Source organism: Dinoroseobacter sp. S76 (assembly GCF_049801095.1).
In the GTDB taxonomy this organism is placed as follows: Bacteria; Pseudomonadota; Alphaproteobacteria; order Rhodobacterales; family Rhodobacteraceae; genus Dinoroseobacter.
In genome coordinates, this window is the sequence record NZ_JBNAGH010000003.1 from 574,284 (window position 1) to 597,739 (window position 23,456).

At 66.0% G+C, this 23,456-nt stretch carries 24 protein-coding genes; 10 read left to right on the forward strand and 14 right to left on the reverse strand.

The window, feature by feature from the left end; genetic code table 11:
• Positions 1 to 209: 209 nt before the first annotated feature.
• Positions 210 to 971, reverse strand: a complete 762-nt coding sequence (pssA, locus tag ACP153_RS12360; RefSeq protein ID WP_424971297.1) for a CDP-diacylglycerol--serine O-phosphatidyltransferase — start codon at positions 969 to 971, stop codon at positions 210 to 212.
• Positions 968 to 1,654 carry a phosphatidylserine decarboxylase gene (locus ACP153_RS12365; protein WP_424971298.1) on the reverse strand — a complete coding sequence of 229 codons (687 nt, stop codon included), beginning with the start codon at positions 1,652 to 1,654 and terminating at the stop codon, positions 968 to 970. Before ACP153_RS12365 ends, pssA begins: the two co-directional genes overlap by 4 nt.
• Before the next feature lie 400 nt (positions 1,655 to 2,054).
• Here ACP153_RS12365 and ACP153_RS12370 point away from each other — a divergent pair, with 400 nt between their 5' ends.
• Positions 2,055 to 3,389, forward strand: a complete 1,335-nt coding sequence (locus ACP153_RS12370) for a DEAD/DEAH box helicase (RefSeq protein ID WP_424971299.1) — start codon at positions 2,055 to 2,057, stop codon at positions 3,387 to 3,389.
• A 14-nt stretch (positions 3,390 to 3,403) separates the two neighbouring features.
• Here ACP153_RS12370 and ACP153_RS12375 read toward each other — a convergent pair whose 3' ends face one another.
• Positions 3,404 to 3,916: a hypothetical protein gene (locus ACP153_RS12375; protein ID WP_424971300.1), complete on the reverse strand. Its 513-nt coding sequence runs from the start codon at positions 3,914 to 3,916 to the stop codon at positions 3,404 to 3,406.
• A gap of 66 nt (positions 3,917 to 3,982) precedes the next feature.
• On the opposite strand from ACP153_RS12375, the gene ACP153_RS12380 reads away from it, so the two are divergent.
• The 4 genes from ACP153_RS12380 (at position 3,983) to ACP153_RS12395 (ending at position 7,974) form a co-directional block, all read left to right on the forward strand.
• Positions 3,983 to 4,504, forward strand: a complete 522-nt coding sequence (locus ACP153_RS12380; protein WP_424971301.1) for a DUF2975 domain-containing protein — start codon at positions 3,983 to 3,985, stop codon at positions 4,502 to 4,504.
• A 1-nt stretch (position 4,505) separates the two neighbouring features.
• Entirely contained in the window at positions 4,506 to 4,754 is a 249-nt protein-coding gene (locus tag ACP153_RS12385; protein WP_424971302.1) for a helix-turn-helix domain-containing protein, read from the forward strand.
• A 57-nt stretch (positions 4,755 to 4,811) separates the two neighbouring features.
• Entirely contained in the window at positions 4,812 to 6,686 is a 1,875-nt protein-coding gene (gene cobT, locus ACP153_RS12390) for a cobaltochelatase subunit CobT (protein WP_424971303.1), read from the forward strand.
• Positions 6,687 to 6,846: 160 nt separating this feature from the next.
• Positions 6,847 to 7,974 (forward strand): endonuclease/exonuclease/phosphatase family protein, encoded by a 1,128-nt coding sequence (locus tag ACP153_RS12395; RefSeq protein ID WP_424971304.1) that lies wholly within the window; start codon positions 6,847 to 6,849, stop codon positions 7,972 to 7,974.
• Here ACP153_RS12395 and ACP153_RS12400 read toward each other — a convergent pair.
• A complete protein-coding gene (locus ACP153_RS12400) occupies positions 7,971 to 8,861 on the reverse strand; it encodes a haloalkane dehalogenase (RefSeq protein ID WP_424971305.1) in 891 nt (296 codons plus the stop codon). The genes ACP153_RS12395 and ACP153_RS12400 overlap by 4 nt on opposite strands.
• A 56-nt stretch (positions 8,862 to 8,917) precedes the next feature.
• Here ACP153_RS12400 and ACP153_RS12405 point away from each other — a divergent pair, with 56 nt between their 5' ends.
• Both ACP153_RS12405 and ACP153_RS12410 read left to right on the forward strand, forming a co-directional pair.
• Positions 8,918 to 10,717: an aminopeptidase P family protein gene (locus ACP153_RS12405; protein WP_424971306.1), complete on the forward strand. Its 1,800-nt coding sequence runs from the start codon at positions 8,918 to 8,920 to the stop codon at positions 10,715 to 10,717.
• Between the two features lie 89 nt (positions 10,718 to 10,806).
• The gene (locus tag ACP153_RS12410) at positions 10,807 to 11,148 is read left to right on the forward strand and encodes a DUF427 domain-containing protein (RefSeq protein ID WP_424971307.1); all 342 of its coding nucleotides are present in this window, start codon (positions 10,807 to 10,809) and stop codon (positions 11,146 to 11,148) included.
• A gap of 162 nt (positions 11,149 to 11,310) precedes the next feature.
• Here the strand turns inward: ACP153_RS12410 and ACP153_RS12415 are convergent, their stop codons facing one another.
• The 3 genes from ACP153_RS12415 to ftsY all read right to left on the reverse strand — a co-directional run bounded on the left by ACP153_RS12415 (position 11,311) and on the right by ftsY (position 14,339).
• Complete coding sequence (locus ACP153_RS12415) at positions 11,311 to 11,922, reverse strand: inner membrane-spanning protein YciB (RefSeq protein ID WP_424971308.1); 612 nt, start codon at positions 11,920 to 11,922, stop codon at positions 11,311 to 11,313.
• A gap of 14 nt (positions 11,923 to 11,936) precedes the next feature.
• Entirely contained in the window at positions 11,937 to 12,839 is a 903-nt protein-coding gene (locus ACP153_RS12420; RefSeq protein ID WP_424971309.1) for an EamA family transporter, read from the reverse strand.
• Positions 12,840 to 12,932: 93 nt separating this feature from the next.
• Positions 12,933 to 14,339 (reverse strand): signal recognition particle-docking protein FtsY, encoded by a 1,407-nt coding sequence (ftsY, locus tag ACP153_RS12425; RefSeq protein WP_424971310.1) that lies wholly within the window; start codon positions 14,337 to 14,339, stop codon positions 12,933 to 12,935.
• 197 nt (positions 14,340 to 14,536) lie between these two features.
• On the opposite strand from ftsY, the gene ACP153_RS12430 reads away from it, so the two are divergent.
• The gene (locus ACP153_RS12430; RefSeq protein WP_424971311.1) at positions 14,537 to 14,911 is read left to right on the forward strand and encodes a hypothetical protein; all 375 of its coding nucleotides are present in this window, start codon (positions 14,537 to 14,539) and stop codon (positions 14,909 to 14,911) included.
• 4 nt (positions 14,912 to 14,915) lie between these two features.
• Here ACP153_RS12430 and xseA read toward each other — a convergent pair whose 3' ends face one another.
• The gene (gene xseA, locus ACP153_RS12435) at positions 14,916 to 16,505 is read right to left on the reverse strand and encodes an exodeoxyribonuclease VII large subunit (protein WP_424971312.1); all 1,590 of its coding nucleotides are present in this window, start codon (positions 16,503 to 16,505) and stop codon (positions 14,916 to 14,918) included.
• A gap of 78 nt (positions 16,506 to 16,583) precedes the next feature.
• On the opposite strand from xseA, the gene purD reads away from it, so the two are divergent.
• Positions 16,584 to 17,846 carry a phosphoribosylamine--glycine ligase gene (gene purD, locus ACP153_RS12440; RefSeq protein ID WP_424971314.1) on the forward strand — a complete coding sequence of 421 codons (1,263 nt, stop codon included), beginning with the start codon at positions 16,584 to 16,586 and terminating at the stop codon, positions 17,844 to 17,846.
• 7 nt (positions 17,847 to 17,853) lie between these two features.
• Here the strand turns inward: purD and ACP153_RS12445 are convergent, their stop codons facing one another.
• On the reverse strand, positions 17,854 to 18,624 hold the full coding sequence (locus tag ACP153_RS12445) for an FG-GAP repeat domain-containing protein (protein ID WP_424971315.1): 771 nt from the start codon (positions 18,622 to 18,624) through the stop codon (positions 17,854 to 17,856).
• Positions 18,624 to 18,947 (reverse strand): 2Fe-2S iron-sulfur cluster-binding protein, encoded by a 324-nt coding sequence (locus tag ACP153_RS12450; RefSeq protein ID WP_424971316.1) that lies wholly within the window; start codon positions 18,945 to 18,947, stop codon positions 18,624 to 18,626. Before ACP153_RS12450 ends, ACP153_RS12445 begins: the two co-directional genes overlap by 1 nt.
• A 109-nt stretch (positions 18,948 to 19,056) precedes the next feature.
• Between ACP153_RS12450 and ACP153_RS12455 the strand changes: the two genes are divergently transcribed.
• Positions 19,057 to 19,449, forward strand: a complete 393-nt coding sequence (locus ACP153_RS12455; RefSeq protein WP_424971317.1) for an OB-fold nucleic acid binding domain-containing protein — start codon at positions 19,057 to 19,059, stop codon at positions 19,447 to 19,449.
• Positions 19,450 to 19,517: 68 nt separating this feature from the next.
• Here ACP153_RS12455 and ACP153_RS12460 read toward each other — a convergent pair whose 3' ends face one another.
• The 4 genes from ACP153_RS12460 to hflK form a co-directional block, all read right to left on the reverse strand.
• On the reverse strand, positions 19,518 to 20,933 hold the full coding sequence (locus ACP153_RS12460) for a Do family serine endopeptidase (protein ID WP_424971456.1): 1,416 nt from the start codon (positions 20,931 to 20,933) through the stop codon (positions 19,518 to 19,520).
• 264 nt (positions 20,934 to 21,197) lie between these two features.
• Positions 21,198 to 21,392 carry a DUF2065 domain-containing protein gene (locus tag ACP153_RS12465; RefSeq protein ID WP_424971318.1) on the reverse strand — a complete coding sequence of 65 codons (195 nt, stop codon included), beginning with the start codon at positions 21,390 to 21,392 and terminating at the stop codon, positions 21,198 to 21,200.
• Positions 21,392 to 22,276 carry a protease modulator HflC gene (hflC, locus tag ACP153_RS12470; protein WP_424971319.1) on the reverse strand — a complete coding sequence of 295 codons (885 nt, stop codon included), beginning with the start codon at positions 22,274 to 22,276 and terminating at the stop codon, positions 21,392 to 21,394. The genes ACP153_RS12465 and hflC overlap by 1 nt, the downstream gene beginning before the upstream one ends.
• Entirely contained in the window at positions 22,276 to 23,430 is a 1,155-nt protein-coding gene (hflK, locus tag ACP153_RS12475) for an FtsH protease activity modulator HflK (protein ID WP_424971320.1), read from the reverse strand. The genes hflC and hflK overlap by 1 nt, the downstream gene beginning before the upstream one ends.
• Positions 23,431 to 23,456 lie beyond the last annotated feature (26 nt).

Consider the following 23,456-nt stretch of genomic DNA (forward strand, 5'->3'; position numbering starts at 1 on the left):
GGGGCCCCCCCCGGCGGTGGGCTGCGCTTGGTGGGGGGGCGCCCGCCGCTGGCGGCGCGCGCGGACCCGCACAGCACACAGGTCATGCCGGGCAAGCGATGTTTGCCCCATGCGCTTCGAAAGACCCGCTCGCGTGTCCGCCGCGCGCTGCCATGGGCAGGGCGCGGCCTTGCTCTTGGTCGATCCCTGGCTTGCTCTAGCCCGCTCCGTTACTCGGAGGTCGGCTCATCCGGCTTGGGACGCCGCATCAGCAGCCCCCAGATCACCACGCCCACATAGGCCAGGCACAGAATGACCAGCGTCGTCCAGGCAAAGGTGAAGACCGCCGCCACCACAGCCACGAACCCCACAAGGAAGAACTTCACATTCTCCCGCGAGACCCGCGTCGTCTTGAAGGACCATGTGGGGATGCGGCTGATCATCAAAAGCCCGATGGCCATCATGTAGATCATGATCACCGGCCCCGGGAAGATCGGCGTATCGGCCACCGCGAAAGACGCGAACATCGGCAGCATCACCAGCATCGCCCCGGCAGGCGCCGGCACCCCGGTGAAGAACTCCGACAGCTTGCTTGCCCCTTCATCCGCCTTGCTCGTCGCGTTGAACCGCGCCAGACGCACCACACAGCACACGGTGAAGACCAGAACCGAGATCCAGGCCGCGCTGCGCATATCCTGCAGGGCCCAGAAATAGATCAGGAGCGGCGGCGCCACCCCGAAATTCAGGAAATCCGCGAGACTGTCGAGCTCGGCCCCCATCTCGCTGTCACTGCCCAGCGCGCGCGCCAGACGGCCATCAAGCCCGTCCAGTACCGCGGCGAACAGGATCAAGAGCACCGCACGCTCGTAATTCCCATCCACACCGAACCGGATCGCCGTCACTCCCGCACAGATCGCAGCAACCGTCAGCATGTTCGGCAAAAGCTGAACGATAGCGAACTCCTTGCGGGGCTTGCGGGGCGGGCGGGTCATGCGAGCTGTTCCTCCGAAGCGGCGGCAGTCAGATCGGCGAGCACCGTCTCGCCCGCGACCATGGTCTGTCCGACCATGACCGAGGGCTCAACACCTTCGGGCAGATAGACATCGACCCGGCTGCCAAACCGGATCAGGCCAAAGCGGTCGCCGGTGGCCAAAGCCTCGCCGCCGGAGACAAAGCTCACAATACGGCGCGCCACCAGCCCGGCGATCTGGACCACCGCGACCTCGCGCCCATCGGCCATCTCCAGGCAGAGCGAGTTGCGCTCATTATCCTCGGACGCCTTGTCCAGCGACGCGTTCAGAAACTTGCCCGGGCGGTAGGCCACCGCTTTGACCGTGCCCGGCACCGGCGCCCGGTTCACATGGCAGTTGAACACATTCATGAAGACACTCACCCGGGTCAGCGGCGTATCCGCCATGCCGAGCTCCGCAGGCGGTACCGCAGGCTCGATCAGCGAGACAATGCCGTCCGCCGGGCTGATCACCAGCCCCGGGCGCGCGGGCGTGACCCGCTCGGGATCGCGGAAGAAATAGTAGCACCAGACCGTCGCCCCAACGCCGATCCAACCCAACGGCTCCCAGAGCAGAAACAGCGCCAGCGCCACGGCGGCGAAGATCGCCACGAATTTCCGGCCCTCGGGATGCATGGGCTTGATGAAGGTATCGGTCATGCGCATGGGCGCTTCGGGCTCCGTTCGGGGTCAACTGGCCCCCAGCGCTAGGGCCAAATCGGTGCCATTGCAACCGCGTTTGACGCCACGACACGGTCCGACCCCGCGGCAAAGCGCGAGCAGGTCGCAGGCCAAGCCCTTGACGCGGCGCGCATTCTGCCCCATCTACGCCACAGCGAAACTGGTCCTGCCGCGTGAGCAGAGCCGTTGCCCCGGGATCAAGACCCTGCGACGGACACCAATTCGCCCCCTACCGGTTCCCATTCACGCCTGGGCCCTGCGGAGAGTTGACGGACAGGGGAGACGCCCCACCGCCCTTCGCACCCACCCGTGCCACGTGCCGCCCCGAGCGGGCCGCGTGGACCATTGCCTGCGCCGCAACGGCGCGGAAAGGACATGATCCTTCATGGATTTTGACATGCTGGGGCTCTCGCCCCGTCTCGTGGCTGGCCTCGCCGCCCAAAACATCACCGACCCGACCCCGATCCAGACCCGGGCAATCCCCCATGGTCTGAACGGGCGCGACGTGCTCGGTCTCGCCCAGACCGGCACCGGCAAGACGGCAGCCTTTGGCCTGCCCCTGCTGGACAAGCTCTTGAAAGAGGGCACCAAGCCCGCTCCGCGTACCTGCCGGGGTCTGATCCTCGCGCCCACCCGTGAGCTGGTCAGCCAGATCTCCGACAGCCTGCGTGCCTTCACCGAGGGCAGCCATCTGCGGATCAACCTGATCGTGGGCGGGGTCTCCATCAATCCGCAGATCAAACGCCTGGAGAAGGGCGCGGATCTGATCGTGGCCACCCCGGGCCGTCTGATCGACCTCTTGGACCGCAAGGCCGTCCGCCTGTCGGAAACGCGTTTTCTGGTGCTGGATGAGGCCGACCAGATGCTCGATCTGGGCTTCATCCACGCCCTGCGCAAGATCGCGCCGCTTCTGCCGAAGGAGCGCCAGACGATGCTCTTCTCGGCCACGATGCCGAAACAAATGGAGGAGCTGAGCCGCGCCTATCTGACCGACCCGGTCCGGGTCGAGGTCTCGCCTCCGGGCAAGGTCGCCGACAAGATCACCCAATCGGTGCATTTCGTGGAACAAAGCGACAAGCCCGCGACCCTCATCGAGCTCTTGGCCGCGCATCGCGACGAGCTGGCGCTGGTCTTTGCCCGCACCAAGCATGGCTCGGACCGGCTGGCGCGCAAGCTCTCTGCTGCGGGCTATGAGGTCGCCGCAATCCACGGCAACCGCAGCCAGGGCCAGCGGGAACGCGCGCTCAAGGCCTTCCGCGAGGGCACGCTCAAGGTGCTGGTCGCCACAGACGTGGCCGCACGCGGGATCGACATCCCCGATGTGCGCTTCGTCTACAATTACGACATGCCGAACGTGCCCGAGAACTTCGTGCACCGGATCGGGCGCACCGCCCGCGCCGGGCGCGATGGACAGGCCGTGGCCTTTGTCGCGCCGGATGAGATGGGCGAGCTGCGCGCCGTGCAGAAGGTCATGGGCCTGACCCTTCCCGTGGCCGGCGGCACCCCGTGGGAGCGGGACGAGGAACGCGCCAAGCCCAAGCGCAACGGGGGCGGAGGCGGCGGACGTCGCCGCGGCGGTCCCGGTGGCGGACAGAAGCGCCAGGGCGCAGCCACGCCCAACCCGGGCCGCGCGGCCAAAGGCACAGGCGGGCCGGGCAAGGCCCCGGGCAAACCCGGCAACAAGCGGCGTCGGCCCCGCCGCGCGCGCAAGGCCGCCTAGATCCCGCGCCCGCCTCAACAGGCGGGCAACGGCAGCCCTTCGGCACGCAGATCGACACGCGGCGCGACCGGCACAAAGGGCCGGTCCGGCGCGAGTTGGAGGAAGACATCCACGATCTGCGGCCCGTCCGGGGATGGACCCTCGCGACAGGGCGTGGCCGAGACCGACAGCTGTCCGGCTGTGTCTGGGTCCTCGGCCTTCAACGCCAGGATCGCCTGACGCGTTTCATCCAACCGGGCCGCATCTTCGGGCGCCACTCCAAAGAGCCAGCGCGTGCCCTCTGCTGCGCGCTGCGCGTCGAGGATGAACTCTTCCGACACCTCCCGACCATCAGGCGCCGCTGCGCGCAGCAGCATCACGGCCCCGTCCGGCGCCACGCGCAGACCTTCGGTTACATCCACCGCCACCGTCACCGCCGCCAGATCGCTGGAGAGCGGATCGAACCGCGCAAGCTCCACCATGCTCATCACAGGCACCTGCCCGCATCCGGCGAGCAGGCCCGCCACCAACACTGTCAAAACCCTCATAGGCACCTCGCTAGACACGAATCATTTATTGTTTTACATTAAACTATCACTGCGAGGATTGAAAATATGGGATCTGAACTTCCCCCCTATCTGGGCCGTCTCTGCCGGGTCTTGTCCCATGGCTGCACTTTGGGCTGCCTCGCGCTGCTCGCCGCCTATGGCGTGGTTCTGATGGAGCCTGCGGCCTTCACGCCCCCTATCGAGACGGCAACGGGCCTCACCCCGACCAAGCGGGTGGCGCTGGCTTGTCTGACCGCGGTTCTATTCACTCCGGCGCTCATCGCGCTCTGGACGGCGCGGGGGCTCTTTGCCCGTTACGGACAGGGTGCCGTGTTCAGCACACAGAACGCCCAGGCGATCCGACGGATCGGGACAGCTCTGCTGGCCGGGACCGGGCTCGCCATCCTCGGGCGCACCCTCGCCGTGCTGATCCTGACCTATGACAACCCGCCCGGCGAACGTTCGCTGGCGGTGTCTCTGGCCAGCCATGACCTCTTGCTCGCCCTGCTCGGCGCCCTGCTGCTGGTGGTGGGCTGGGTCATGGCCGAAGCGACCCGGCAGGCCGACGAAAACCGGCTCTTTGTCTGAGATGGGGATCGTCGTCACCCTCGATGTGATGCTGGCCCGGCGCAAGATGCGCTCCCGCGAGCTGGCGCGGCAGATCGGCATCACGGAACAGAATCTGTCCCTCCTGAAATCCGGCAAGGTGAAGGGCGTCCGGTTCGAGACCCTGGCCGCCATCTGTGCCGCGCTCGACTGCCAGCCCGGGGATCTGCTGGTCCATGAGGACGATCCCGCGCCCGCCGCCTCTGGCCAATTCTCCCCAACCGCTCCATAACACCTATATATGCTCAGCGGCCCCGCCGTTTGCCCCCCTCACGACACGCAGGCTCCGATGTCCAAGCCCGACAATCCCGTTGAACCGTTCAAGAAGGCCCTGGCTGAGGCGACCCGCGTGCTCGCCGATGATCCGGATATCGCCGTGACCTATTCGGTGGACCCGCCCGGCATGACGTCCGATGCCATGCGCCTGCCGCAGATCAGCCGCCGGATGACCCGGGATGAGGTGCTTTTTGCGCGCGGCACGGCGGATGCCTATGCGATGCGGCGCAAGTATCACGACGCGGGCACCCATGTGAAATACGAGCCCGCCGGGCAGATGGCGCGCGACCTTTACGAGGCGATGGAAACCGCCCGGTGTGAGGCCATGGGCGCGCGGGCCATGCCCGGCACCGCCGGCAATATCGACGCCAAGATCGAGGCCGAGGCGACCCGCAAGGGCTATGACCAGATCACCCAGGCCTCCGAGGCGCCTTTGGCCATCGCGGCAGGCTACCTGATCCGCCACCTTGCCACGGGCCGCGACCTGCCGGAGGGCGCGCAGAACGTCATGGATCTGTGGCGCGATCATATTGAGGATCAGTGCGCGGACACGCTCGCCTCCCTGCAGGAGGATCTGAGCGATCAGGCGGCCTTTGCCAAGCTCGCGCGTCAGATCATCGATGATCTGGGCTATGGCGATCAGCTCGGCGATGACCCCGACCAGCAGGAAGAGGAGTCAGAGGAGACCTCTGAGCAGGACGAACAGGAAGAGAGCGCCTCGGATGAGGGCAATGACGGGGACGAGCAGACCGAGCAAGGCGAGGCTGCCCCCGATCCGACGGACATGCAGGAGATGGACCCGGCCCAGGCCGAGGTCGCCATGGATGATTTCGCGGATATGGAGCTCGGAGAGGACGCTGAACTGCCCGAGGGCGAGGCCCCGCTCGATCCGCCCCCACCGCCCGCCCATTCCGATGCGGATCCGAATTACATCGTCTTCCAGACCGAGCATGATGAAGAGATCAAGGCCGAGGAACTGGCCGAAGCGGCCGAGCTCGAACGCCTGCGCGCCTATCTCGACCAGCAGCTCGAACCCCTGAAGGGCGCGGTCTCGCGGCTCGCCAACAAGCTGCAGCGGCGGCTCCAGGCGCAGCAGAACCGCTCCTGGAAGTTCGACATGGAGGAAGGCATCCTCGATGTGGGTCGTCTGGCCCGCGTGGTGGCGAACCCGACCACCCCGCTCAGCTTCAAGGTGGAGCAGGACACCGAATTCCGCGACACGGTGGTGACCCTGCTTCTGGACAATTCCGGCTCCATGCGCGGGCGCCCGATCTCCATCGCGGCGATCTGCGCCGATGTGCTCGCCCGCACGCTGGAGCGCTGCCAGGTCAAGGTGGAGATCCTCGGCTTCACCACCCGCGCCTGGAAAGGCGGGCTCAGCCGCGAGAAATGGCTCGCCGATGGCCGTCCGCAACAGCCCGGCCGCCTGAACGACCTGCGCCATATCATCTACAAGCAGGCCGACGCACCCATGCGCCGGACCCGGAACAATCTGGGCCTGATGATGAAAGAGGGACTCCTGAAGGAAAACATCGATGGCGAGGCGCTGGAATGGGCCCACCGCCGGATGCTCGCGCGGCCCGAGGCCCGCAAGATCCTCATGGTGATCTCCGACGGCGCGCCGGTGGATGATTCCACCCTCTCGGTGAATCCGGCCAATTACCTCGAAAAGCACCTGCGCGATGTGATCGCCATGGTCGAGAAACGCCGCGCGGTGGAGCTTATCGCCATCGGCATCGGCCATGACGTGACCCGTTACTATGACCGGGCCGTGACCATCACGGATGTGGAGCAGCTCGCCGGGGCCATGACCGAACAGCTCGCCGCGCTCTTTGACACCAATCCCCGCGCCCGGGCGCGGGTCATGGGCATGAAACGCGCGGGCTAACCCGGCCCGCAGGGAGCGCCACGTCCCATCTGCGCGCGCCCTCCCCTTCATTGTTCCCCAAATACTCATATCCTGACCGTGCCGCCGCGTCTCCCGCAGGACCGGCGCGCGACGGATCCAGCTGTGCTACCCTGAGCCCAGTCTCCAGAGGATCCGTTTCATGACCAAATTCCGCCTGTGCAGCTTCAATATCGAGAACCTCTTCACACGGTTCGATTTCTCGGCCTTCTCCGACCCGGATGCGGCCCGCTACCTCTCGCCCATCGTGCAGTTCTACGGCGATTTCGGCGATGACGACCTGTCGAAATTCGAGGCGTTCAAACGCATGGTCGAGACTGCGGCCATCTCCCAAGACGATGACAAGCGTCAGCAAACCGCCCTCGCCATCGCCGAGGCCGACGCGCATTTCTATTGCCTGCAAGAGGTTGAAGGCTTCGATCCCCTGAGCCGCTTTCTCGAGGCCTACGTGAAGAAGACCATGGGGGAGAGCTTCCACAACCGCGTGCTCCATGAGGGCAATGATGTCCGTGGGATTGATGTGGCCGCGATCTCAGTGCGCAAATTCCCCTTCTACAGCCGCAGCCACGCCTGGCTCACCGGCTCGGTGATCGATGACACGGAGACGGGCAAGGCCCTGCTCGACGCTTATCCGCTCGCCAAGACGCGAGCCCGGTCCTTGCGCGCCTCCCGGGTCTTCCGGCGCGACTGCCTCGAGCTGGAACTGGCCGTGGGTGACGCGACCCTGTCCCTCTTCAACTGCCATTTCAAATCCATGGGCGGGCGCGACGCAGAGAAGTCCCTCGCCACCCGCCAGACCGAAGCGATCCTCGTCCGCGAACTGATCACCCGGAAATTCGAGGAACCGGCCACAGCACTCTGGGCGATTTGCGGCGATCTCAACGATGCGCTCGACTACCGCTTTGTCAGCTCTGTCCAACAGCCCGATGGCAGCTTCAACGAGACCCAGAAGGACAAACCACCCTCGGGCGAGGACAGCTCCGGCATCGCCCCCCTGCTGGAGGATGGGTTCGGCATCAACCTCGTCGCCGCGCTTCCCGAGGCCGACCGCTGGACCCACTACTACGCAGGCGGACGCTCCAAGACCCAGCTCGACTATATCATCGCCTCCCCCGCCCTTGCGGACCGAGTACGCAGCACGCCGGAGATCATCCGCGCGGGCATGCCCCACCGGGTCCCGAACCTAGCAACCGCGCGTTATCCCCGGATCGGCTGGGACCGCCCCAAGGCCAGCGACCATTGCCCGGTGGTGGTCGAGTTCGACATCTAGGCCCCGCCGCGCAGACCCAGCACGAAGGCGCGCAAGGCCGCGACGATCTCATCGGGGCTGTCCTCCTGGAGGAAATGACTGCCCGGCACGGTGACCTCGGTCTGGTTCGGCCAGGCCCGGCAAGCCTCCCGCTGAGGTCCCACGAGGATCGAGCCGGGCTCGGCGTTGACAAAGAGCTTCGGCACGGGGCTCTGCGCGAGCCAATCCGCGTAGCGGGCGACAATCGCCGCGATCTCGGGCGGCTCCCCGCCAATCGGGATCTGCCGGGGCCAATCGAGCATGGGCCAACGGTCCTCTGGCCGCAGAAACGGCGCGCGGTACTGCGCCATCTCCTCCGGGCTCAGGTCTCGCAGGATCGACGCGGGCAGGATCTTTTCGACAAAGGCGTTCTTCTCCAGAACGATAGCCTCCCCCGCCGGACTGCGCATGGCCTGAAAGATCCCCCGCGCCGCCTCGGGCCAGGCCTCCCAATCGGGCACTGGCGCGGTGATCGCCTCCATATAGGCGATGCCCTGGACTGCCTCCGGACGGGCCTGCGCCCAATCAAACCCCAGGGCCGAGCCCCAGTCATGGAGGACGAGCACCGCTTCACCCTTCACACCCAGCACGTCCCACGCCTCCGCCAGATAGCCCGCATGGGTCGCGAAATCATAGCGCATGGGACCCGAGCCCGGCAGCTTGTCACTCTGCCCCATACCGATGAGATCCACCGCAATGCAGCGCCCCAGATCCGCGAGCTGCGGCAGGATATTGCGCCACAGATAGCGGGAGGTCGGATTGCCATGCTGGAAGAGGATCGGCGCGCCGCGCCCCATTTCCGTATAGGCCACACGGAGACCGCGCACCTCCACCCAGGAGGTCTTCATCGGCCCAGGCTCGATTGCCATGGTAGTTTCCTCCCGAAACGCTATCTTACACGCTCTAGAACAAGACGTCGGACCTCATGTTTCAATCCTTTTCTGCGACCACCACGCCCGAGCAAGGGCCGCCCCGGCTTGCCGCCCTGCGCGCCGAGATGACCCATGCCGGGGTCGATGCGTTTCTCATCCCCCGCGCTGATGCCCATCAGGGCGAGTATGTCGCCCCGCGCGATGACCGGCTGGCCTGGCTTACGGGCTTCACGGGCTCGGCGGGGTTCTGCATCGCACTGGCCGACACGGCGGGCGTGTTCGTGGATGGGCGTTATACGCTGCAATCCCGCCAGCAGGTCGCGCTGGAGGCCTTCACCCCGGTCTCCTGGCCGAAAACGCAGCCCGGTCCCTGGCTGACCGAGACGCTGGGCACGGGCGTGGTCGGGTTCGATCCCTGGCTCCACACGAAGGCCGAGATCGCGCGGCTGGAGAAGGGGCTGGGCGAAGGTCTCAGCCTGTTGCGGGTCGACAATCTCGTGGACCGGATCTGGCCCGATCAGCCCGCCCCACCCCAGGGCGCGGTCAAGATTCATCCGGACGCTCTGGCAGGTCGCAGCGCGGCCGAGAAACGTGCGGAGATTGCCGAGGCCTTACGCGCGGCCAATGAGACCGCCGCGATCCTCACCCTGCCCGACAGCCTCTGCTGGCTGCTGAACATCCGGGGCTCGGACATCCCGCGCAATCCCGTGGTCCATGGCTTCGCGATCCTCCATGCCGATGGGGGCTGCGATCTCTTCCTAGATGCCGCCAAGCTCTCCGACGACGTCATGGCCCATCTGGGTCCCGATGTGCGGATCGCCGCGCCCGAAAGCTTCGGTCCTGCCGTGATGGCCCTGAGCGGCCCGGTGCGCCTGGATCCCGCAACCGCGCCGGTCGCGATCTTTGACCTGCTCGAGAGCGCCGGGATCCCGGTCTCGGAAGGAGATGACCCCTGCATTCTGCCCAAGGCCTGCAAAACCGAGGCCGAGATTTCGGGGACTGCCGAAGCCCATTTGCGCGACGGGGCGGCCATGGTCGAGTTCCTCGCCTGGCTCGATGCCCAGGACCCGGGCAGCCTGCATGAGATCGACGTGGTGACCGCGTTGGAGGGGTTCCGCGCGGCCACCGGCGCGCTCCTCGATATCAGCTTCGAGACGATCTGCGGCACCGGTCCCCATGGGGCGATCGTCCATTACCGGGTGACCGAGGACACCAATCGCGCGGTCACCCCCGGCGACCTGCTGCTGGTCGATAGCGGCGGACAATATGCCGATGGCACCACGGATGTGACCCGCACCATGGCCACGGGCACGCCCCCGGACGGGGCTGTCGCGGCCTTCACCCGGGTGTTGCAGGGCATGATCGCCGTCAGCCTTGCGCGCTGGCCCAAAGGGCTCGCGGGTCGCGATCTCGATGCGCTGGCCCGCGCGCCGCTCTGGCGGGCCGGGCAGGATTACGACCACGGCACGGGCCATGGGGTCGGCACCTATCTCTGCGTGCACGAAGGGCCACAACGGCTCAGCCGGGTGAGCGAGGTCCCCTTGCGCCCCGGCATGATCCTGAGCAACGAGCCCGGCTATTACCGCGAGGGCGCCTTTGGGATCCGGATCGAAAACCTCGTGGTCGTGACCGAGATGATCCCGCCCGAAGGCGGCGATCCCGGGCGCGAGATGCTGGGCTTTCGAACCCTCACCTATGTGCCCATCGACCGGCGCCTGATCGATCTGTCGATGCTGTCACCGGCGGAACGAGACTGGCTCGACAACTACCACGCGCAAGTGCGGAGCTACCTCAAGCCCCGCGTCTCGCACAGCGCGCGAGACTGGCTGATCCGGGTCACAGCACCTCTCTGAGCGCGCAGGACCGCATCACCGAGACACAAAACTGATACAGTCCGCGCCCTATCACACGGGACGCGGAAAACCGAAGGAAGGGGAGTGCCATGAGCGACCACATCAAGATCCACAAGGCCGAGGGAACCTGGACCGTCCGGGCCGATGGCGCGGTCCTGGCCGAGAGCGAGAACGCGCTGGAGCTGATCGAAGGCAGCAGCGACCCGGTGATCTACTTCCCGCGCGCGGATATCGGCATGGCCTTTCTGGAGCCCTCCGAGACCCGCTCCCATTGCCCCTTCAAGGGCGATGCGAGCTACTATTCGATCCACGCGTCAGCCGGGCTGATCCCGGATGCGGGCTGGTCCTATGAAAGCCCCAAAGACGGGGTGGCGCGGATCCGCGACCACATCGCGTTCTACCCGCATAAAGTGACGGTCGAGCGCATCTGACCCATCTGCCCCGCGCCGCTCCGGTGGCGCCGGGCAAACCCGATCCGCAGCAGAGCCTGAGGGGGAGTCGCGCCGCGCGCGACGGGGGCAACGCCCCCAAATCAGGCACGCAGTGCGGATAAAAATGCGCCGCAGGCGCGCAGTTTGGCAACCGTCCGGAGATCAGGCCTCCGGGTCGTCCTTCTCCAGTGAATAGCGCTCGAGCATCCGCGCCTGCGCAATGAAGAAAGCAAAGAGCGCTGCCGGCAGGGCGAAGGTCTCGAACTTCACCCAGAATTCCGTATCCATGGTGCGCCAGACGATCTCATTGGCGATGGCCATGGAGGCGAACATCGCCGTCAGGCGCTTGGTCAGCCGCATCCAGCCTTCCTGGGCCAGGGGCATCAGGTCTTCCATGACGAAGGCCAGGTAGGATTGCCCCCGAAGCAACCCGATCCCGAGGATCGCCGCGAACATGCCGTAAACGATGGTGGTCTTGATCTTGAAGAAAGCCTCATCGTTGAAGATCACCGTGAGCCCGCCAAAGACGATGACCAGCACAGCGGTCATGATCTGCATGCGGCTGAGCTTGCCCGTCAGCTTCCACAGGATCGCGATCGACAGCAGAAGCACGGGCACAAAGCCCGCCGTTGCCACGATGAACCCGTCATAATCGCGGCCCCAGATCGGATAGACCTCATCCTTGATCCGCATATAGACGATGAAGAAGCCCAGCACGGGGCCCAGCTCCAGCGCCATCTTGACCCAGGGGTTGATCGGTTTCTGCTCTGCCATCGGGCCTCTCTCACTCATCCTGCGACCTCCACTATCACAGCCCCCGCTGCGATCAATGCCATCAGGCCCATGCGGCGCGGCCCCACGGTCTCCTTCAGGAAGACCCAGCCGATCACCGCCGCAAAGACCGTGGAGGTTTCCCGCAAGATGGCGGCCTCGCCAACTTTGTCGAGCCGGGTTGCCATCATGATCGATCCGAAGCTGCCGATCGCCACCACAGCGCCGATGACCCCGCGCAGAGCGAGGGGCCCAAGCGCCGGGGCATCAGCCATCCGGCGCCAACGCAGGGCCGCCACACAAGGAAAGACAAGACTGTCGATGAAGAAGAACCACGCCAAAAACGTGAACGGATCCGCCGTCGCCCGGATCCCATAGGCATCAAAGGTCGTATAGAGCGCCACAAAGAGGCCTGTGGCGACAGCCAACCCGAGCGCGGGCACAAGCGTATCCCGCGCCACCTCGATATGGATCAAATTGTAAGCCGCGAGCCCGAAGATCCCCGCCAGCAACACCGCAACCCCGACCCACTGCATCGGCGCGAACGTCTCTCCGAATATGAGATAGGCCCCGAACACAGTGAAAAGCGGCCCCGTTCCGCGCACCACGGGGTAGACGACCGTATAGGCCCCCTTGGAATAGGCAAACCCCTGCAGCGTTTTATAGGCCGTGTGGATCAGGAAGACGCCGAGAAAGATGGGCCACATATGCGGCTCCGGCCAAGGCACGATCCAGAGCGCGGTGGGCGCCGCGATCACGAAGAGTGCGCTATCGATGGCACCGCGGGACAGCCACGGATCATGGCGGCCCTTTTGCAGCGCGCCGAAAATCGCGTGGAGCAGCGCCGCGGTCAGCGCGAGGATCAGGGCCAGGGATTTTCCATCCGCCGTCCCTTCGAGGCTGACCAGCCAGTCGCTCATCGGTTTGTCCCGTCGAGACGCGTCGGAGGGGGGCTGTCTGCCCCCCGCGCAGACAAGCTGCGCCCCCCCGAGGATATTTCGAGACTTAAGTCCTCAGCGCTCAAGACCGGTGAGCGCATCGGCAAACTCCTCCGGATCGAAGGGGGCGAGGTCGTCGATTTGCTCGCCGACGCCGATGGCGTGGATCGGCAGGCCGAACTTGTCCGCGAGCGCCACAAGAACCCCGCCCTTGGCCGTGCCGTCGAGCTTGGTCATCACGAGTCCCGAGACATCAGCGAGGTTGCGGAAGGTTTCGACCTGGCTCAGCGCGTTCTGACCCGTGGTTGCGTCGAGCACCAGAAGCGTATTATGCGGCGCGGTCTCGTCGACCTTGCGGATCACGCGGACAATCTTGGCGAGCTCTTCCATCAGATCCGCGCGGTTCTGCAACCGTCCCGCCGTATCGATCATCAGAAGGTCAGCGCCGCTGGACTGGGCCTGCTTGATCGCATCGAAGGCGAGCGAGGCGGGGTCGGAGCCTTCGGGCGCGGTCAACACCGGCACCCCGGCGCGGTCGCCCCAGACCTGCAGCTGCTCCACCGCCGCTGCACGGAACGTGTCCCCGGCGGCGATTACCACGGATTTGCCCGCCGCCCGGAACTGGCTGGCCAGCTTGCCGATCGTCGTGGTTTTGCCGGATCCGTTCACCCCGACCACCAGAACCACTTGCGGGCGTTTGGGATAGATCGGTAGTGGGCGGGCCACAGGTTCCATGATCCGGGCGATCTCATCGGAGAGGATCCGTTTGATATCCTCCGTCGAGACTTTGCGCCCCATGCGCCCTTCGGCGATATTCGCGCTCACCCGCAGGGCCGTGTCGACGCCCATATCCGAGGCGATCAGCACCTCCTCAAGGCTCTCGAGCATCTCGTCATCCATGACCCGCCGCATGGTCGGAGCGGCTGGCACGGGCATGGGCGCGGGGGTGGGCGCGGCCGCTTCCGGGACGGGCTCTGGCGCAGGTTGTGCCGATCCGCCCCCGAAGAGACGCCCGATCAGGCCGGGCTTGCGCGCCGGTTCCGGTGTCGCCACGGGCGCGGGATTGGGGTCTTCCACCGGCTCCGGGCTGGGTTCGGGCTCTGGCGTGAGCTCAGGCTCGGGTTCCATCTCGGCACTTGGGGCCGGTTCGGGCTCCGGGATCGGCTCAGGATCCGGGATCGGATCGGGTTCAGGCGCAGCAGGCTCGGGGATCGGTGCGGGCTCTGTTGTCGGTGCGGGCTCCGGGGTGTCCTCGACAATGGGATCCGGGGCAGCCGTAACCTCTGATGCCGGGGGCGGTGCCTCCGGTTCGGCTCTAGGCGCCGAAGCTTCAGCCCGCTCAGGCTCAGGCTCAGGCGCAGGCGGTGGAGGTGGCGGCGTCGCATCGACCTCGCCGCCATCCTCGACAAGCGCGTCCAGCCCTTCCTCCAGCTTCGAGGAGGATTTGAACATCCGGGTCTTGAGCTTCTTGAAAAACGACATCGGGGGCCTTCTCGCGGGGTCTACACCTCTGGCTCACACCTAATCGCCCCGATGCCCGAGGAAAAGCCCGCAGCCCGCTTCTGCGTGGATTCGCCCTTGCCTGATGCGGGCATGCCGCCGCTGCGGATCAGGGATCGACGGATGCCCATGGCATTGCTAGCCTTTTCGCCATGCTGCGCGCTCTTGCTCTCTGCCTCATGACGACCCTTCCGGCTCAGGCTGCGGAGGAGGCGCCCCTGTCGGGGGTAGATTTTGCCGAGCGGGTCACCGGCAAGACGATCTATTTCGAGCAATATGGCCGCGCCTACGGGGCGGAAACCTATCGCAGCGACGGCTCCGTCACGTGGCGGTTTTCGGGCGAGGAGTGCCGCGAGGGACGCTGGTACCCGGAAGGGGACGCGATTTGTTTCGTCTATGAACACGCGCCGAACGAGCCGCAATGCTGGCACTTCTTCGACCAGCCTCAGGGTCTTGTGGGCCGCGTGGTGGGGGCGGATCCGCTCGATGATCTGACCGGACGGCGGGAGAGCCCGGCGCCGCTGATCTGCGATCAACCCTATCTCGGGGCCTGACCCCTCAGAAAAGAGACCCCTGGTCTGGTTCGGAGGATTTGCGCTTGCGCTGTGCTTTGGGCTTTGCGGCTTTTGTCGGAGCCGCGACGGGAGTGTCCGTGGCGGCGACCGCGAGGCGGCCATCCTGGAACTGGATTTCGAGCCCGGATGCCTCCGCAGCGCTGGCCTTCGTCGTTACGATCCCCTCGCCCGCACGCACTACCGCGTAGCCGCGCTTGAGCGTCGCCTCATAGCCTACGGTGGTCCGCACACGCTCCAACGCCTCAAGCCCGCTGCGCCATCCGGCGACTTGCGCCGCTGAGACCCGGGCCAGTCGGGCCGACAAGCCGTCAAACCGGTCCCGCTCGCGCCCCACCTGCAGCGTCAGGGTCTCGGGCCGCAGCCGCGCCGCACGGGTCGCAAGCCGCTCGGTCTGGAGCGTGACCACCCGAGGGAGCGCTGTATCGAGCCGTGCGCCCGCTTGCGCGACCCGCTGGGCGCCCGCTTCGATCTGCGCGCGCAGCAGTCGGGGCCGCAGGGCCGCGCCCGCCTCGGCCAGCGCGCCCCGCTTGGCCTGCGTCGCGCTGCGCAAGGCGGCGGGCAGACGCGCCGTGGCATGGTCGAGCCGCTGGGACGGCGTGCTCAACAGCTCTTCGGGCCGGGGCAAGGCGCGAGAGAGATCGCGCACCCGTTGTCCCCGGATCCGCACGCCCCCGGTCAGACCGGTCAGCATCCGCGCCCCCAGGCTGTCGAGCCCGGCCAAGAGGTCGAGCCGCACGGGCACGGCCCGCTCCGCCGCCGCCGTGGGCGTGGGCGCGCGCAGATCGGCGGCATGGTCGATCAGGGTCGTGTCGGTCTCGTGCCCCACGGCAGAGATCAGGGGGATCTCGCTTTCGGCGGCGGCGCGCACCACGGCTTCCTCGTTGAAGCCCCAGAGATCCTCGAGGCTCCCGCCCCCCCGCGCCACAATGAGCAGATCGGGCCGAGGCAGCGCCCCGCCCGGGGTCAGCGCGTTGAACCCGCGGATCGCATTGCTCACCTCGGGCGCGCAATTTTGCCCTTGCACGGCCACGGGCCAGATCAGCACCTTGCGCGGACACCGCTCCCGCAGCCGGTGAAGGATATCGCGGATCACCGCGCCCGAGGGGCTGGTCACCACGCCGATCACCTCGGGCAGGAACGGGATTGGACGCTTGCGCCCCTCGTCAAAAAGCCCCTCTGCGGCAAGCTGCCTGCGCCGCTTCTCCAGCATCGCCATGAGCGCGCCGACCCCGGCCACGGCGATCCGGTCCACATTGATATTGTAGCGCGAGGACGGCGCATAGGCACTGAGCTTGCCCTCAACCACGACCTCGAGCCCCTCTTCGGGCATCACACCGAGGCCTGCCACCTGCCCTTTCCAGGTAGTGCAATTGATCACCGCGCGGTCGTCCTTGAGGTCGAAATAGAGATGCCCGGACTTGGCCCGCATCACCCGGCCCAACTCGCCCTTCACCCGCACGCGACCAAACTCGCCCTCCAGCGTGCGCTTGATCGCCCCCGAAAGCTCCGAGACCGTGAATTCCGGCGCGTTCTGGCCCGGCTGGGGGTCGTCGATCAGGTCGAAATCGGACATTTGGCCTCGCTTGCCTCGCTTTGCTGCGCATCTTAGAACGCGGCAACCCCGGGTAAAAGTCAAAGGACGCGGCAGATCATGAACATCCTCATCCTCGGCAGTGGCGGTCGCGAACATGCGCTGGCCTGGGCGGTGTCCCAGAACCCGAAATGCGACCGGCTGATCGTGGCACCGGGCAATGCGGGCATGGCCGAGATCGCTGAATGCGCGGCGCTGGATATCGAGGATCGGAACGCCGTGGTGGGCTTTGCCGAGGAAGCCGCGATTGATTTCGTGATCATCGGGCCCGAGGCGCCTCTGGCCGCCGGGGTCGCCGACCGGCTGCGCGAGGCGGGAATCCTATGCTTTGGTCCCTCGGCGGCGGCCGCACAGCTCGAAGCATCCAAGACCTTCACCAAGCAGGTCTGTGACGCAGCGGGCGCCCCCACGGCCGCCTATGCCCACTTCACCGACGCCGCCGCCGCGCGGGCCTATATCGAGGCGCAGGGCGCGCCCATCGTGGTCAAGGCCGATGGTCTGGCCGCGGGCAAAGGCGTGATCGTCGCGATGACCGAGGCCGAAGCGCTGGCCGCGGTGGATGACATGTTCGGCGGAGCCTTTGGCGGGGCGGGCGCGGAGGTCGTGATAGAGGAGTTCATGACCGGTGAAGAGGCGTCGTATTTCGTGCTCTGCGATGGCGAGACCGTGCTACCGATCGGTACGGCGCAGGACCACAAGCGCGCCTTTGACGGCGATAAGGGGCCGAATACGGGCGGCATGGGCGCCTACTCCCCTGCCCCGGTTCTTACGGACGCGATTGCCCGGCAGGCGCTGGACGAGATCATCCGCCCCTCCATGGACGAGATGGCCAAACGCGGCATGCCTTATCAGGGCGTGCTCTATGCTGGTCTGATGATCGAGGATGGGCGCGCCCGGCTGGTGGAGTACAACGCGCGCTTCGGCGATCCGGAATGCCAGGTGCTGATGATGCGGCTCGGGGCCCAGGCGCTCGACCTGATGCTGGCCTGCGCCGAGGGCAAGCTGGCCGAGGCCAAGGTGAACTGGGCCGAGGATCATGCCCTGACCGTTGTGCTCGCCGCCGAGGGCTATCCCGGCTCCTATGAGAAGGGCACTGAGATCCGTGGGATCGAGGCCTTGCCCGAGGACAGCGCCAATATGGTGTTCCACGCAGGGACAAAGCGCGAGGGCGGTCGGCTTCTGGCCAATGGCGGACGGGTGCTCAACGCGACGGCCCGTGGCGCGACCCTCGCCGAGGCGCAGGCCAAGGCCTATGCGCTGGTGGACGGGATCGATTGGCCCGAGAGCATGGTGCGCCGGGATATCGGCTGGCGCGCGCTCTGAGGCGCGCTCAGGGCGTGCAGCTCAGCGCGTCTGCAAACCCTGCCGGAGTGGCCGGGTAAGGCAAAGCTTGACGCGACAGACGGCCACCTTCAAAGCGCACGGCGACGGTCCCTGACCAATTCGCCTCGGCCACCACCATCTCGAGGGCACCAGCGCAGTCGCGCACCCCGCCCGAGATGAAATCCTCGCCGATCCGATGGTTCGTCACGCCGGGCATCGCCGCGACCTGGGTCAAAGCCCGGTCCTCATAGCGCCAGAGCAACAGGGTCTTGGCCAGATGGGGCCGGTCGATATAGCCGATCTCCACCGCGCCATCGCGATCGAAATCCGCCGCCCCGATGGGTGCGAGCCAGCGATTGGTGCGCCCGATATGGGGCGTCGCGGCGATCTTGCCCTCGGGACCGTAGATCGCCAATTGCCCGCCGAGATCTCGGTGGCTTTCGACCACCACGACCTCCGCCGCGCCATCCCCGTCGAGATCCGCAACCCGTGGGGCCAGATCCTCAAAGACCGAATGCTCCGGCAGCACGATCCGCAACCGACGCCCGCGATCCGTCACGATGGTCAGAGAGCCATACTCGATGGCATCGCCCAGCACCCCATGGGCGTAGCGGGTGGTCTCGTCCCCATACTCGGCGGACACCACACCCTCGGCGGCTTGAGCAGCCCCCGAGGCCAGCCACGGAGCGGCCAGCGCCACAAGCGCCCTGGCCAGCAGAGCGCCGCGCGCGCGCCGGACCCACAGGCGCGCCGCCAGACGCGGCGCCCGGAGGGTCATCAGATCTGCTTCTCGGGCATCTGCACCACGAGGCCGTCAATCGCATCCGAGACCTTGATCTGGCAGGTCAGACGCGAGCGCGCGGGGTCAGGCTCAAAGGCGAAATCCAGCATGTCTTCTTCCATGGCTTCCTTGCCCGGGATCTTCTCAACCCAATCGGGATGGACATAGACATGGCAGGTCGAGCAGGCGCAGGCACCGCCGCAATCGGCCTCGATGCCGGGAATGTTGTTGTCCCGGGCGCCTTCCATCACGGTCAGGCCATTGGCCACGTCGACCACATGCTCGGTCCCGTTGTGTTCGATATAGGTGATCTTCGCCATTCTGACCGCGGTCCTTTGCTCTGCAAGACAAGTGTTAACCCTCACATAGTTCAGCCGCGCAGAATTGGCCAGCCTTGCGAAATCCGATAAATGTTCTACTTATGTTCCCATGCCTCCTCCCAGCGACCTTTCCGCGGGATCGCCGCCCCCCTGGCCCCGCCCCCCGGCCTGTATTCCGGCGGACCTGCTGCACCGCCCGCCCAATGGCGCGCGGGTCTGCGTGGCGGGGCTGGTCCTGCTGCGCCAGCGCCCCGGCACGGCCCATGGGGTGATCTTCGTCACGCTCGAGGATGAGACCGGCACGGTCAATGTGGTGGTCTGGAACAAGATCTATGAGCGCTACCGCCGGGCCGTGATCGCCGGACGCATGCTGCGCGTTCAGGGGCGGATCCAGCGCGAAGGGGCAGTCCTTCACCTGATCGCCGATGAGATCGAGGATTGCTCCGCCATGCTGGACCAGCTCCTGCGGCCGGAGATCTGCCGCGCCGCCGACCAGCCCTGAGAAACGAAAAACGCGCCCCCGGATCCCCGGAGGCGCGCCTGTTTTCCAAGCTAATCGTCTCGCGAACGTCAGTTCAGCGAGAGCGCCACAAAGCGCGGCTCGTTATCCCGGCGCACCAGCAGCAGAAGCGAGTTGCGCCCGGCTTCCTTGGCCGCCTCGATCCGCTCTTCGAGCTCATCTGCGGACGCGATCTTCTCCTGACCGGCTTCGGTAATCACGTCACCGGCCCGCAGACCTTTTTCATAGGCCTCGGAGGTCTCGTCGATATCGCTGACCACAAGCCCCGCGAGACCATTGGTGATGCCCAGCTGCTCGCGCAGCTCGTCATTCAGCTCGGTCACGGTCAGGCCCATGATCTCCTTCTCGATCGGCTCATCCGCCGGGGCCGAGACAGGCACGGCGCGCTCCGCTTCCTCGCGGCGACCCAGGGTCACCAGCAGGGTCTGCGTCGCACCGGAGCGGAAGACCACAACCCGCACGGCCTTGCCAACCGCGGTGTTGCCGACGATCTGCACCAGCTCGCGGGTGTCTTCCACATCGCGACCATCAAAGGTCAGGATCACGTCACCCGCTTCCATGCCCGCATCGAGGGACGGGCCATCGGGCACATCCGTCACCAGCGCGCCCGCAGCCGTCTCAAGCCCCAGGGCCTCGGCCACATCGTCGGTGACATCCTGAATGCGCACACCCAGCCAACCGCGACGGGTCTCGCCGAACTCCTTGAGCTGGTCGACCACATTGGTCACAACGCCAGAGGCCATGGAGAAGCCAATGCCGATCGAGCCACCATTGGGCGACAGGATCGCGGTGTTCACACCGATCACGTCGCCATCCATGTTGAAGAGCGGACCGCCCGAGTTGCCCCGGTTGATCGCCGCATCGGTCTGGATGTAGTCGTCATAGGTGCCCGAAAGCGCGCGATTGCGCGCCGAGACGATCCCGGCAGAGACCGAGAAGCCCTGCCCCAGCGGGTTGCCGACGGCCATGACCCAATCGCCCACACGGGCCGCGTCACTGTCGCCGAAGCTCACGAAGGGCAGCGGCGCATCGCTTTCAACCTTCAGAAGGGCGATATCGGTGTTGGGATCCGTGCCGATCACCGTTGCCTCCAGCTCCTCGCCCGAGAAGAACTCGATCAGGATCTCATCGGCCTGCTCGATCACGTGGTTGTTCGTGACGATGAAGCCGTCCTCGGAGATCACGAAGCCCGAACCCAGCGCGTTGGAGCGGCGCTGGCGCGGAGCCGGACGCCCCTCTTCCTGCTGCCGGTCCATGAAATCGCGGAAGAAGTCTTCGAGCGGCGAGCCCTCGGGAACGATGGGCTGCGGCCCACCGGGTGTGGCCACATTGGTCGAGGTGGTGATGTTCACCACCGCCGGGCTGACCCGTTCGGCCAGATCCGCAAAGCTGCCAGGGTTGTCCCGCGCCTCAGTGGCGAGGGTTTGTGCCAGCACCATCGCGAGGGCCAGAAGGGCCGCTGCCATGGCATGAAGGGGGGTCACCCGCCGGGACGCGGGGGTTGCGACCTGCGCAATGACCTGCGGCGCGCGTCGCTGTTCGTCGTGTCTGTTCACTCTTGGGGTCCTCCTGAAAGCCCGCCACGGGGGAGCGGGTCTTAGGTCTTCTCACGGGACAGAGCCCATGCTGTCCCAGATGTTTTCATTGCCCACGCCATATTCAAGCGTCCTGCCTCTCGCGCGTCGTCACGTAGACGTGACATGCCCGGGCGGCAGTGTTCCACGGGATCGCTAGGCGACCAAGCTCTTTCCCACCCAGACAAGGATAGTACCTAGGGCGATTGCCGCCAAACCCAAGCCGCGTCGGGTCGAGACCGGCATGCGCGCAAAAGCGGCCAGCAGATCCTCGATACGCGAAGGGGCCAGTGCGAACACCAGCCCCTCGATCACGAAGACCAACCCGAGGGCGGTCAGAATGACATCCATCAGCGCTGCGAAGGCGCCACTGTGCCGTCGAGATAGTCGAAGAACTCGCTATCCGGGGCGATGACCATGGTGGAGTTGGAACCCTGCAGGGCCCGCTCATAGGCGGTCATGGAGCGATAGAATTCAAAGAATTCCGGATCCGCCCCAAAGGCGCTGGCAAAGATCGCGTTCCGACGGGCATCCGCCTCACCGCGGGTGATGTCGGCTTCCTTCTGGGATTCGGAGACAAGCTCGACCACGGTCCGGTCGGCTTGGGCGCGGACACGCTGCGCCGCTTCTTCACCGCGCGCGATCTCGTCCGCGGCTTCCCGTTCCCGTTCCGCCCGCATCCGGGCGAAGGTCGCGTCCAAGTTCTGCGCCGGCAGGTTGGTCTGTTTCAGGCGCACATCCACCACTTCGAGGCCGATATCGGACGCCCGTGCCCGTGCCCCTGCGGTGATGCGCGAGGTCAGATCGGCGCGATCTGCCGAGAGGATCGTGTTCGAGGTCACACCGTCCGAACCTAGCACGGCCCGGATCTGCGGGTTGAGGATGCCTTCGAGGCGTTGCTCCGCCGCACGCATGCCACCGACACCGACCGCCTGCCGGAACTGGACCACGTCCGAAATCCGGTAGCGCGCGAAGGCGTCGACCACGAGACGCCGATCGTCGGAGGGCGTGACTTCGATGGGCTGGGTGTCGAGGCTCAGGATACGGTCGTCATAGCGCACGACCTCCTGAATGAAGGGGATCTTGAACGCGAGTCCCGGGTTCTCCTTCACGGCCTTGATCTGACCGAACTGGAGCACGAGGGCCTTTTCACGTTCATCCACGATGAAGAGCGAGTTGATCGCGACGAAACCGACAATCGCGACGGCAATCAGGCCAATAGGTCCCTTTTTCATCAGTTCGTTCCTCCGGCCGGACGGCGCAACTCATTGAGGGGCAGATAGGGGACGACGCCTTGGGTACCGCTCTCTGCATCACTGTCGAGGATGACCTTGTCGATCCCGCCGAGCACACGCTCCATCGTCTCGAGATAGAGACGTTTGCGGGTCACCTCCGGCGCGTTCTGATATTCAGCCAGAACGGCGGTAAAGCGGCTGGCTTCACCCTCGGCCTCGTTCACGACCTGAGCGCGATAGGCTTCGGCCTGTTCGAGAAGCTGGGCGGCTTCACCGCGCGCGCCCGCGAGAACGCGGTTGGCATAGGCGTCCGCCTGACGTTCCAGACGGTCCCGCTCCTGTTCGGCGGCCTGCACTTCGCGGAAGGCATCGATCACCTGCTCGGGCGGGTCGGCCCGGTCGAGGTTGAGACGCACCACATTGATGCCGCTGACATAGCTGTCGAGGGTTTCCTGGATCCGGTCCTGCACCTGTTGTGCAATCAGTTCACGATCCCGGTTCAGGATCGGCGCCAGTTCGGACTGGGCGATCACTTCGCGCATGGCCGCTTCGGACACCGCGCGCACGGTCTCCTGACCATCGCGCAGGTTGAACAGGAAGGCTGCCGGGTCGGAGATGTTCCAGACCACGTCAAAGTCGATATCCACGATGTTTTCATCCGTGGTCAGCATCAGACCGTCTTCGCCGCGCGTGCTGGTGCGGGACGTGCCGATCTCTTCGGTGTTTTCCCGCGTCACCGGCAGAACCTCTGCGGTCACAAGCGGCCAAGGCGCGAAGTTCAGACCCGGGTTGCCAACGGCAGAGAACTCACCGAGGAACAGCTCGACCGATTGTTCTTCCGGACGCACCGTGTAGAGGGACGAATAAACCCACAGGCCAACCGCCGCGAGCGCCGCAAGAGCCACTGTGCCCTTGGTGATCTTCGGGCCACCACCGCCACCGCCCGGGCTGCGCCCGTTGGTGCCGCCGCCGCGACCGCCCATGAGGACACGCAGCTGCTCCTGGCCTTTTTTCATGATCTCGTCGATTTCGGGGATTTGACCGTTATCTCCGGGGCCTCCGGGCCGTCGGCCGCCGCGATTGTCACCGCCTCGGTTGTCGCCACCGTTGCGACCACCCCCGCCGCCCCAGGGTCCACCGTTGTTATTCGCCATCCGTTTTCCTTGTCGTCTGCATATCG